Source organism: Sphingomonas bacterium (assembly GCF_903643035.1).
GTDB lineage: Bacteria > Pseudomonadota > Alphaproteobacteria > Sphingomonadales > Sphingomonadaceae > Sphingomonas.
In genome coordinates this window covers 1-10,863 of record NZ_CAHJWW010000077.1, presented here as the reverse complement: position 1 = coordinate 10,863, position 10,863 = coordinate 1, and the positions used below count along the sequence as shown (strand labels likewise).

Below are 10,863 nucleotides of genomic sequence, written 5' to 3'. Positions count from 1 at the left end.
CGGCCGCCTCGACCCGCCAGGGCCGGGGCGCCATGCCGCCGAACGCGACGCGGCCGGTGCCGTCCGGCCGGATCACCGCCGCCACCGAGACGAGCGCGAAGGCGTAGGACGCCCGGTCGCGCACCTTGCGGTAGAAATGCCGGCCGCCGAGCGGGCGGGGCAGGGTGACGGCGACGATCAGCTCGCCGGGCTGGAGCGTCGTCTCGACCTGCGGCGTCTCGCCCCACAGCCGATGGAAGTCGGCGATCGGTATCGCGCGGGTCCGGCCGTCGGCCTGCACCGTCTCGACGGTCGCGTCGAGCACGCGCATCGCCACCGCCATGTCGCCGGGATGGGTCGCGATGCACGCGTCGGAGGTGCCGATCACGCCGAGCTGGCGCGAATGGCCGTCGATCGCCGCGCAGCCGGAACCGGGCTTGCGTTTGTTGCACGGCTGGTTGGGGTCGTAGAAATACGGGCAGCGGGTGCGCTGGAGCAGATTGCCCGCGGTCGTCGCCTTGTTGCGCAGCTGGCCCGACGCGCCCGCGACGATCGCGCGGGTGAGGACGCCATAGTCGCGGCGGACGCGATCGTCCGCGGCGAGCGTCGTATTGGTGACGAACGCGCCGATGCGAAGGCCGCCGTCCGGAGTCTTGTCGATGCGGTCGAGCCCGAGGTCCTGCAGGTCGACAAGGTGCGTCGGCGTCTCGATCTCGAGCTTCATCAGGTCGAGCAGGTTGGTGCCGCCCGCCAGGAACCTGGCGCCCGGCGTCCGCGCGACGACCGCCGCCGCTTCGGCCGGGGACCTGGCGCGCTCGTAGGTGAAGCTCCTCATGTCCTGACCCCCGCGACGTCGGCCATCGCCTCGGCGATGTTGGAATAGGCGCCGCATCGGCAGATGTTGCCGCTCATCCGCTCGCGCATCTCGGTCGTGGTCATTGGGGGCCTGGCGGTGATGTCCGCCTGGACGTGGCTGGGAATGCCGGCGCGCATCTCGTCGAGCACCGCGACCGCCGAGCAGATCTGCCCCGGCGTGCAGTAACCGCACTGATAGCCGTCATGCTTGACGAACGCCGCCTGCATCGGGTGCAGCCGGTCCGGCGTGCCGAGCCCCTCGATCGTCGTCACCGCGTCGCCGTCGTGCTGGAGCGCCAGACTGAGGCACGCGTTGATCCGTCTGCCCTCGACGATCACCGTGCAGGCGCCGCACTGGCCGTGATCGCATCCTTTCTTGGTGCCGGTGAGCTGGAGATGCTCGCGCAGCGCATCGAGGAGCGTGGTGCGCGGGTCGAGGTCGAGCGAGCGCGCCCGGCCGTTGACCTTGAGCGTGACCGGCATCGTCGCGACGGGCGCGGATTTCGTATCGGTGTCGGGGGAAGGGGCGGGCACGGCACTCAACGCCACGGCGGAACAGCTTCCCGCCAGCACGCCGCGGCGCGACATGCCGGCACGTTCGTCGTGATCTTCGATCGCCATGACGGCTGTTGCTCCGCGGGAGTGGGCTTGGAAGGACGCTTACCGGCAATCCCCATGCCGCGTCGATGCCCGGTACGCCAGGACGTCGCATGATCTGGGATCGAAGCCGTCGGTATCGCCCGGGAAGGATCGCTTCGGAGACGAGCATCGCTAGTCGCGCCGATCAAAGGCGGATCGCGCCTCCTCGACCCGTGACAGGTTCTCGCCCGCCCAGACCCAGACGCCGCAAAAGGCGGCGCCAAGGGTGAAGCCCAGGCTGGTGAGGGTGTACTCCACCTTCGGCGGCACGACCGCGTACACCGTCCGATCGACCAGCCCGTCGCGCTCCATCGCGCGCAGCGTCTGAGTCAGCATCTTCTGGCTGACGCCGCCGACCGCCTCGGCAAGGCGGCTGAAGCGGAGCGTGCCCCGTTCGGCCAGCACTTCGAGGACCAGCATCGTCCATTTGTCGGCCACCCGGCCGATCAGGTCGGTGACGAGAGCCTCGATGCGGGGATCGATCGCGGTCGGCGGCGTCATGCCGGCGTAGCGTTCCGCCGCCGCGATCTGGTCCTGCGTGAACTTCGCCGTGATCGCCATGCCGACACTCTCCCCAAGGTAAGTAGAGCACGATCTGGTGCCTTCTATCCACCGGAAACCATGCGGCGCATGTTCGCCCTCGAACAAGGTACGGGGACGATGGTCATGAAGCTGACGGCAAGGACGATCCTCATCACGGGCGGCAGCAGCGGCATCGGCCTGGAACTTGCCGGGCAGCTGCTGGCGCGCGGCAACGAGGTGGTCGTCACCGGGCGCGACGAGCGCGCGCTGGGGGCCGCGACCCATCGCTTTCCCGGTCTCCATGCCATTCGGAGCGACGTGGGCGAGGCGGACGGCATCCGGTCGCTGTACGGGACGGTCATCGCGCGGTTCCCGGCGCTGGACACGCTCGTCAACAACGCCGGCATCATGCGGATCGTGAGGCTCGCCGAGGATCGCGCGCTGGAGGACGTGACGCGCGAGGTCGACGTCGATCTGAACGGCCCGATGCGGATGGTGCAGCAGTTCCTGCCGCACCTGCGATCCCGGCCGGACGCGCTGATCGTCAACGTCTCCTCGGGCCTCGCCTTCGTGCCGTTCCCGATCTCTCCCGTCTACTCCGCCGCCAAGGCGGGCCTCCACGCCTATACGAGGTGCCTCAGGGTCCAGCTCGACGGCAGCGGCGTGACGGTCGTGGAGCTCGCGCCGCCGCTGACGCGGACGCCCCTGTTCACCGACGAGTTCGCGAGCCACATGAACGGGCAGAAGGGCATGGCCGTCGATGTGCTCGTCCGGCGGGCGATCGCCGGGATCGAGGTCGGCAGGACCGAGATCCGTCCGGGGCAGAGCAACCTGCTGAAGATCGCGGGCCGGATCGCGCCGGGGTTCATCTTCGCGCAGATGAGCAAGGTCGGGCGGACATGAGCGTCGTCCCGGCGATGCCGCCCGCCGCGCTGCCGACCCTCAGAGCGTCCTTGGTCCCGCGCTGGCCAGATACCGGTGCGAGAGCACCCGTGCGGCGTTCGTGCCGCCCAGCAGGCGATCGTGACTGAGCCGGCCCGTCTCCGCACAATGGTAGAGGGCGACGGCCTCGTCGATCCGGCCGAACCTGGCGCCCGCCGCCGCCGCCCGCGTGTAGAAGTCCCAATCGTTGCAGTTGTGGAAGCTCGGGTCGAAGCCGCCGACCGAGCGCGCGGTCGCCGTGCGGATCATCGACCAGCTGGGTCCGACGGCGCCGGTCCTGGCAAGGCCGGCCCGGATGTCCTCGCCGTTCCATCCGCACTCGCGCTCGTCGATCCTGCCGTCGGGCCATGCCCGGCGGAAATGCCCGACGATCACGTCGAGGCGATCGGCCGCCGCGGCGCCCAGCAGGGCCTTCGCGGCGTCGGGCAGCCAGCGGTCGTCGCTGTCCAGAAAGGCGACCCACGTCTCCCGCGCCAGCGCCAGCCCCGCGTTGCGGGCGCCCGAGGCGCCCTGGTTGCGGGGCAGCAGCACGGCCTGCACGATCGCCTGCCGCTGCTCCATCCTGGCGAGAACGTCCGGGGTGTCGTCGTCGGATCCGTCGTCCACGACGATGATCCGGGCGGGACGATGGCTCTGGGCCAGAACGCTGGCGACGGCATCCTCGATCAGGGCAGACCGGTCGAAGCACGGGATGACGACGTCATAGGCCGGCAGGACGGAAGACTGGCTGGACAAGGACATTGGCCCGCTTAGCCGACGAGCCCCCGACTCTCGATTACGCGGATCAATTTCCATCCAGACCGGCTCGAGGCTTCCGGACCCGTCCACGGTCCGCAGGGCGCCGCCCGATCAGCTGGCGGGCCTTCGTTGTAACCTCGCCGGACACGCTCTATATGCTGCAATGCAGCACAAATGCGCCATCCCGGCGGATCGCGCTCCTTGCCAAAGAGTTGCCATGCGCCGTCTCAGCGATACGATCGACCGACTGCACCGGGGGTACGCCGTCCCGGCCGCGCTCCCCGGCGGAGCGGCGACACGCCTGAAGCCCCTTGCCGCGACCGGCGCCAATCCCGGCAATCTGAAGGCATGGTGCCACGTTCCCGACGCGAACGACCCGATGCCCCTGGTCGTCGTCCTGCACGGATGTACCCAGTCGGCCGCCGGCTACGACCTCGGGTCGGGCTGGTCGGTGCTGGCCGAGGCGCATCGCTTCGCGGTGGTCTTCCCGGAGCAGCAGCGCGCCAACAATCCAAACCTATGCTTCAACTGGTTCTCGCCGGACGATACCCGCCGCGGCTCGGGCGAGGCGCTGTCGATCCGCGAAATGGTGGCCACGATGGTCGAACGGTATGCGATCGACCCTGCGCGCGTCTTCGTGACGGGGCTGTCGGCGGGCGGCGCGATGGCGACGTCGCTGCTGGCGAGCTATCCCGACGTGTTCGCGGGTGGCGCGATCGTCGCCGGCCTGTCGGCGGGCGCCGCAAGCACGATGCCGCAGGCGTTCGATCGGATGCGCGGACATGGCCATGCCGACGCGACGCGCGCGGCGGCCCATGTACGGCAGGCGTCCGACCATCGGGGACCTTGGCCCGTCGTGTCCGTCTGGCACGGCAGCGCCGATGCGACCGTGGCGCCGAGCAACGCCGAGGCCACGCTTAGGCAGTGGCGGGCGATCAACGACCTTCCGGCCGCGCCGGACCTGGAAGAGACGGTCGACGGCGCGGTCCATCGCGAGTGGCGGGACCGTGACGGTCGTGTCCGTCTGGAGGACTGGCGTATCGCGGGCATGGGGCACGGCACCCCGGTCGCGACGGCGGGAGCGACCGCATGCGGCTCGCCCGGACCCTATATGCTCGACGTCGGCATCTCGTCGACGTGGCGCAGCGCGGCACGATGGGGCCTGCTCGATCCTGCGGTCACGGTCGACCGGCAGCGGCGGACAGGGGAGGCTCCGCAGCCTGCCGTCGTCTACCCCCGACCCGGGCAGGGCGCTCGCCCCGGCATACAGGACACGATCGAGGCCGCACTCCGATCGGCGGGGATGATGCGTTGAGAAGGGGATCGCGGAGCGACAGGGCGGCACTGCGAACGGCCCGGTTCCCCCGGCGCAATGCGAAAGGTCCCGCCTGACATGGACGCCCTGACCGGCATGTCGCCCGATACATCGCCCGAGATGGCGCCCCGAACCGTTCGTCGCCCGTTCATCCTCGCCGCCGTCATGGCAGCGTCGTTCATGATCGCGATCGAGGCGACGATCGTGTCGACCGCGATGCCGCAGATCGCCGGCCAGCTCGGTCAGCTTCACTATTACTCCTGGGTGTTCTCCTCCTTTCTGCTCGCACAGACCGCGACGACGGTGGTGTTCGGCAAGCTCGCCGACCTCTACGGCCGGCGTTCGGTCCTGCTGGTCGGCATCGGCATCTTCCTCGCCGGCTCGATCCTGTGCGGCCTCGCCTCGTCGATGCCGGCGCTGATCGCGTTTCGCCTGATCCAGGGGCTAGGCGCGGGTGCGATCCAGCCGGTGTCGCTCACCGTCATCGGCGACATCTATCCCGCGCACGAGCGCGGCCGGGTGCAGGGCTGGCTGGCGAGCGTGTGGGGCGTGTCGTCGGTGATCGGGCCGCTCGCGGGCGGGCTCATCATCCAGCGCGTCAGCTGGGCGTGGGTCTTCTGGATCAACGTGCCGATCGGCCTGGCGGCGGCGGCGGGGTTCTTCCTGTTCCTGCGCGAGACGGTGTCGGCGCAGGAACGCAGCGTCGACGTGCCGGGCGCGTGCCTGTTCACCGTCACGATCGCGGCGGTGATGATCGCGCTGACCGAACTGGGCGCCGACGGCGGACGCGTCGCCCTGGCGGCCGCGGTCCTGTGCGTCGTCACCGCGACGCTGTTCGTCCTGCAGGAGCGCCGCGCGCGCGATCCGATGATCGCCTTTGCGATGTGGGCGCATCGCGCGATCGCGGCGACCAACGCGGCGACGCTGTTCAGCGGCATGGCGGTGATCGGCCTGACCACGTTCCTGCCGATGTACGTGCAGGCGGTGATGGGCCGCTCGCCGCTGGTGGCGGGCTTCATGCTGACCGCGATGGTGCTCGGCTGGCCGATCGCCGCGACGCTGGGAGCGCGCAACTTCGCGCGCTTCGGGCTTCGGCCGATCCTGATCGCCGGCGCGGCGCTGCTGCCGGTCGGGGCGGTCGCGTTCGTCCTGCTGTCGCCGAGGATGTCGCCGTTGGTCGCGGGCGCCGGCTCGCTGGTGATGGGGTTCGGGATGGGCTTCTTCAGCACGGCGGCGATCGTGCTGATCCAGGACAGCGTCGGCTGGGCGGAGCGTGGGGCGGCCACCGCCTCCAACCTGTTCGCCCGCAATCTTGGCAGCACGCTCGGCGCGACGGTGCTGGGCGCCGTGCTCAACGCGAGCCTTGCGCGCGGCCATTCGGGATCGCTGGATCAGATCCAGCGACTGCTTCACGGCCAGGGTAGCGACGGCCAGGGTAGCGCGATCGGAGCCGCCGCGGGGCGGGCCGGGCTGGCGCACGGGCTGCACCTGACGTTCTGGGGCGTCCTGCTGATCGCCTTCACGACGCTGGCGCTGTCGACGTTCGTTCCACGGGTGGCATTCGGCGCGGCACGCTCGGACGGGTAGGCGGTTGCCGTGTCACGGCTCCTGTCGGGCGTCCTGGGGGACCTCTCGACCGACGCGGCCTAGGCGATCCTGTCGGCATCAAGCGTCCCGCTGCCACCATCCGCGGCTTCGTGCAGACGCAGGCGACGTCCCGCAGATCGCTTCTGCACCGACCGCATCGTTCCCGTGCCGTTTCACCGGCACACCGACGCGGTCGGGAGGCATCGCTTCCATCAGCTGCCTAAGGCCGCTGAAAGGGGAAGCCGCAGTTCTGATCCCCCCCGGCCGATGTCGATCTTCCAGCGTTGGCCATCCAGCGGCGGGCTGGCGAAATGCGCCTTGTCCGACCCTGCGATCACCAGTCTGATCCGCGATCCCTTCGCGAAGACGTGCGAGATCGGCTGGAACCTGATCGCCATCCGCAGCTTGCGGCCCGCCGTATCGGTCAGCCTGTCCGCGGCCCGGTCCGAGTGCGACGGCGCGAAGCTCTTGTGGTCGACCGGGCCGATCGCGCTGTGCGATGCCCGCAGGACGCCCTCGGTCACGTACATCGCGGCGCCCGAGGCCTTCACCTCCTCCAGGTAGACGAAATAGTCGGCGTCGGCGCCCGTGTTGGTGACGGAAAGGTCGATGGACGGATATCCCGTCACGTCGACCGCTGACGTCAGGGCCGGCCCGGTGAACGACAGCAGCCGGCGATCGACATCGGTACGTTCGTCGTAATACACCGGCCCGCCGCCCAGCGTGGTGTTCCAGCGCGAATGATCGCCCGTCGCCGCGTCGGCGTCCGGTGAGAAGTCGACGACGCCCGACCCGGTGCAGGGACCCGCGTCCAGCGTCGCGGCCCCGGTCAGGCAGAACGTTGTTTCCCTGGCCTGGCGCGGCCACGTCGGAGCCGATCGCCACCGGTCGATGCCGGTCGAGAACCACCGCACGCGCGGCTCGCGATCATAGCCGTTGTCCATGCCCGCGACATAATGGTCGAAGAAGCGCAGTATCTCGGCATCGGCATCGAAGCTGGAGGCTGTCGGCGTCGAGACGCCCGGCTCATAGAAGGCCCGGACGCCATGGTTCGAGGACGGGACGATCAGCCGCCGCTCGGGCGAGGTGCTGTTCTGGAAACGCTCGATCGCGCCGTTCGCATAGCCCGAATCGTACCAGCCCGAGATCGCGAGCAGGGGGGTGTGGAGCTGGTCGATCGACCGGCGATAGATCGACGGGTTCGGCCAGGTGGTCGGCCCCGACAGCGACGGATCGTCCCGGAAGTTGACCGGACCGAGTTCGTTCCCGCTGTTGACGTTGCGCTGATGCCCGGCGATCGCCGCCGCCTTCAGCTTGCCGTCCCCGTCGCCGTCGACCGGACACGGCCCGCGCCAGTCGAGCTGCGCCAGGAGCGGCACGAGCTCGGGATGACCGACGTCGAGCGCCCGGTCGAACCCGCCCCAGCCGGTGATGAAGAACTGGTTGCGTGCACCGCCGGGGAAATCGAGGTCGGAATAATAGTCATAGCCCGCCGAGATCGGCGCCACCGCCTTCACTTTCGGGTTGTGGTTGCGCAGCAGCATCTCAGCGGTCGTGCCGACATAGGAGATGCCTTCGTCCCCGACGCGTCCGTTCGACCAGGGCTGTGCCGCGATCCAGTCGACGATCCGCGATCCGTCCTCGACCTCCACGTCCGAGAACTCCGCCGCGCGGGTGCCGAACGAGGCGCCGGTGCCGCGCACGTCGAGCACGACGACCGCATAGCCGCGCGAGGCGAAGAATCCGAAATGCGGGGAGACGGCCTTGCAGCTCTGCGCCGGGTCCGCGCCGATCGCGGTCGAGCGGTAGTAGCGGGTCTGCTCCAGGACGGCGGGCAGCTTCTGGCCGGGCGCGACCGGGTCGGGAAGGTAGACGTCGACGGCGAGCCGTGTCCCATCGGGCATCGCGACATAGGTGGAATGCTTCACCACCTTAGACGTCGCCGGGCGCGGCGTACCGCTCCAGGTCGGCGCGTCGGGCGCGGACGTCTGGGCACGAACCGCCGGGCCGCTGATCGCGGCGGCGCCGAGCGCCATGCCGAACAACTTGAACTTGCGAGCGAATGACATGAGTACCTCGGGTGAAACGGTTCGCCGTCCGGTTTGGAACTCGAACGGCCGGTCGGGAAATCCGCGCTTAGAAGCCGACCCGCCCGGTCAGGCCGATGGTGCGGGGGCGAATGCGATAGGCATATTGCGGAGCGGCCAGAAGGACTCCGCCGACGACGAAGGCCGGCGACGCCGAACGCTTGCCGTCGCTGTCGAGCAGGTTGCGGCCAAAGATGGTCAGCTCGACATGGTGGTGGACGATGCCGGCGCGCACGTCGAACGTCCCATAATCCCCGAAACGGACGCCCTGCGAGGCGAAATCGGTGTAGGACGCCCCGACATATTGGCCGCTCGCGCGGATGAAGGCGGCGTCGTTCCCGTAGGTGAAGTTGAGCTGCGCATAGGCCGAACCCTGGGCGCGGGGCGAGGCGGGCAGGCGATCGCCGTCCTTCGCGCCAACGATGGCGCCGCCGATGGCCGATGTCCGGACCAGGGTCGGCGCGTCCTGCGTCAGCGCCGCGTTGTTCAACGACAGCGACCCGCCGAGGTCGAGCCAGGTCGCAGGCTTCGCCGCCGCTTCCACCTCGAACCCATAAATGCGCGCGGAGCCGGCGTTGGCGGTGTATTCGATGCTGGCGGGCGACAGCAGCGAGACCTGAAGGTTCTTCCAGTCGATGTAATAGCCGTCGGCATTGATCTGGAGACGCCCGCCCATCAGGTTCGTCTTGATGCCCGCCTCATAGTTCCACAGGTGGTCCGACCTGTAGGTGGGCGGGATGCCAGGGCCGCCCAGCCCCGATGTCAGGTTGGCCCCGCCGACGCGATAGCCCCGCGCAGCCTGGGCATAGAGCGATACCTGTCCGGTCGCGTGGTACAGCACCGAGAAACGCGGGTTGTAGGCCGTCTCGCGCTCGGGCAGCCTGAACGTCGCGAAGGTGTCGCCGCCCGTCAGCAGCACGCCGCTCGACGTGCTGGAGATATCGAGCGTGGTGCGCGAGACGCGCAGCCCGGCGGTCAGGTCGAGCTTCCGGGCGATGGTATAGGTCGCCTCCCCGAAGCCGGCGATCTCCTCCTGCCGGCCGGGGCTGGTCAGGTTGACCAGATTGTCGGTGCCGAGATACGGCTTCAACCCGGCGGCGGTGATCGTCTGGCCGCCGTTGCTCTTCGACCGGAGATAGAAGCCCCCGACCGTCCAGCGGAACGGGCCACCGCCGTTGGAGCCGAGCCGCAGCTCCTGGGTATAGATGTTGGACGAGCCGTACTGCCGTCCGGGCGAATAGTCGTTCAGCGGCGGGAGGCGGAACGCAAGCTGCAGGTAGTCGGTGTAGAAGCCGTAATCGTCGAGGATGTCGACCGTCCGGTGGATATAGGTCGATGACGAGAACAGCGAAACGCCGCCGAAATCGTAGGTGAGGCCGAGATTGGCCAGCGTGCTCTTGGCGCGGCTGTCGCCCGCCTGCCGCTCGGTCGTCACCTGCTTGCCGTACGTGGAGGGCAGCGCATACAGGCTGTCGCCCGGCGAGAAGTCGTGGCTGTTCTGATAGGCGCCGGTCAGCGTCACCGACAGCTGGTCGGTCGCCTTTGCCGACAGCGAGACGCGGCCGCCATAGGTCTGGTTGCGGTTCACGTTCGTCTGGTTGAGCCGGAGGTTGTCGATCCAGCCGCCCTCGTTGAAGCCGTAGCCGACGGCGCGCACCGCGACCCGGTCGGTGACCAGCGGCACGTTCAGCACCACGTTGCCCCATTGCGAGTCCGCTCCCGCGCGGGTGCCGGCGAAGCTTCCCTCGATCGATCCGGAAAGGCGGGTCGGGTCGGGCTTGTTGGTGATATAGCGCACCGCGCCGCTGATCGAGCCCGATCCGAACAGCGTTCCCTGTGGTCCGCGCAGCACCTCGACCCGCTCGATATCGACGATGCGCAGGTTGGTGGTGAGGAGCCCGGCGGTGGCGGGATCGACGGGGATGTCGTCGAACAGGACCGAGACGGTGGACTGTTTCAGGACCAGCGACGTGTCGGTCGTCACGCCGCGGATCACCAGATTGGTGCTGTTGCCGGCGCCCGCGCCCGGATTGCTGAGGCCGGGGGTCGTCTCGACGATGTCCTGCAGCTGCGTCGCGCCGCGCCGCCGCAGCTGCGCGCCGGTCTCGGCGGTGACGCTGGCGGGAACGTCGATCAGCCGCTGGCGGCTCTTGGTGGCGGTGACGATGACGTCGCCGCCCGTCTGCGTCGCCTCGGCCT

At 69.2% G+C, this 10,863-nt stretch carries 9 protein-coding genes; 3 read left to right on the top strand and 6 right to left on the bottom strand.

What is annotated here, in order from left to right; genetic code table 11:
* The 3 genes from HUV01_RS06845 to HUV01_RS06835 all read right to left on the bottom strand — a co-directional run.
* The coding region (locus tag HUV01_RS06845) for an FAD binding domain-containing protein (RefSeq protein ID WP_174297552.1) at positions 1–814 on the bottom strand (814 nt) is incomplete at its 3' end.
* Positions 811–1,455 (bottom strand): aldehyde dehydrogenase iron-sulfur subunit PaoA, encoded by a 645-nt coding sequence (gene paoA, locus HUV01_RS06840; RefSeq protein ID WP_174297551.1) that lies wholly within the window; start codon positions 1,453–1,455, stop codon positions 811–813. The genes paoA and HUV01_RS06845, both read right to left, overlap by 4 nt.
* Before the next feature lie 150 nt (positions 1,456–1,605).
* Positions 1,606–1,974 carry a winged helix-turn-helix transcriptional regulator gene (locus HUV01_RS06835; protein ID WP_254606441.1) on the bottom strand — a complete coding sequence of 123 codons (369 nt, stop codon included), beginning with the start codon at positions 1,972–1,974 and terminating at the stop codon, positions 1,606–1,608.
* 165 nt (positions 1,975–2,139) lie between these two features.
* Between HUV01_RS06835 and HUV01_RS06830 the strand changes: the two genes are divergently transcribed.
* Positions 2,140–2,898 carry an SDR family oxidoreductase gene (locus tag HUV01_RS06830; protein WP_174297554.1) on the top strand — a complete coding sequence of 253 codons (759 nt, stop codon included), beginning with the start codon at positions 2,140–2,142 and terminating at the stop codon, positions 2,896–2,898.
* 39 nt (positions 2,899–2,937) lie between these two features.
* On the opposite strand, the gene HUV01_RS06825 is transcribed toward HUV01_RS06830, so the two are convergent.
* Positions 2,938–3,678, bottom strand: coding sequence for a glycosyltransferase family 2 protein (locus HUV01_RS06825; protein ID WP_174297549.1), 741 nt, complete (start codon positions 3,676–3,678; stop codon positions 2,938–2,940).
* Between the two features lie 214 nt (positions 3,679–3,892).
* Here HUV01_RS06825 and HUV01_RS06820 point away from each other — a divergent pair, with 214 nt between their 5' ends.
* Together HUV01_RS06820 and HUV01_RS06815 are read left to right on the top strand one after the other, a co-directional pair.
* Positions 3,893–4,990, top strand: a complete 1,098-nt coding sequence (locus HUV01_RS06820; RefSeq protein WP_174297548.1) for an extracellular catalytic domain type 1 short-chain-length polyhydroxyalkanoate depolymerase — start codon at positions 3,893–3,895, stop codon at positions 4,988–4,990.
* A 78-nt stretch (positions 4,991–5,068) separates the two neighbouring features.
* Positions 5,069–6,577: an MDR family MFS transporter gene (locus HUV01_RS06815; RefSeq protein ID WP_254606440.1), complete on the top strand. Its 1,509-nt coding sequence runs from the start codon at positions 5,069–5,071 to the stop codon at positions 6,575–6,577.
* A gap of 212 nt (positions 6,578–6,789) precedes the next feature.
* Here HUV01_RS06815 and HUV01_RS06810 read toward each other — a convergent pair whose 3' ends face one another.
* Both HUV01_RS06810 and HUV01_RS06805 read right to left on the bottom strand, forming a co-directional pair.
* Positions 6,790–8,646, bottom strand: coding sequence for a CocE/NonD family hydrolase (locus HUV01_RS06810; RefSeq protein WP_174297547.1), 1,857 nt, complete (start codon positions 8,644–8,646; stop codon positions 6,790–6,792).
* 67 nt (positions 8,647–8,713) lie between these two features.
* Positions 8,714–10,863 (bottom strand): TonB-dependent receptor (locus HUV01_RS06805; protein ID WP_174297546.1); only part of this gene is annotated, 2,150 nt, incomplete at its 5' end.

Coding starts and splice junctions, on each gene's coding strand:
- paoA (WP_174297551.1), bottom strand. CDS start 1,455: ATGGCGATCGAAGATCACGACGAACGTGCCGGCATGTCGCGCCGCGGC.
- HUV01_RS06835 (WP_254606441.1), bottom strand. CDS start 1,974: ATGACGCCGCCGACCGCGATCGATCCCCGCATCGAGGCTCTCGTCACC.
- HUV01_RS06830 (WP_174297554.1), top strand. CDS start 2,140: ATGAAGCTGACGGCAAGGACGATCCTCATCACGGGCGGCAGCAGCGGC.
- HUV01_RS06825 (WP_174297549.1), bottom strand. CDS start 3,678: ATGTCCTTGTCCAGCCAGTCTTCCGTCCTGCCGGCCTATGACGTCGTC.
- HUV01_RS06820 (WP_174297548.1), top strand. CDS start 3,893: ATGCGCCGTCTCAGCGATACGATCGACCGACTGCACCGGGGGTACGCC.
- HUV01_RS06815 (WP_254606440.1), top strand. CDS start 5,069: ATGGACGCCCTGACCGGCATGTCGCCCGATACATCGCCCGAGATGGCG.
- HUV01_RS06810 (WP_174297547.1), bottom strand. CDS start 8,646: ATGTCATTCGCTCGCAAGTTCAAGTTGTTCGGCATGGCGCTCGGCGCC.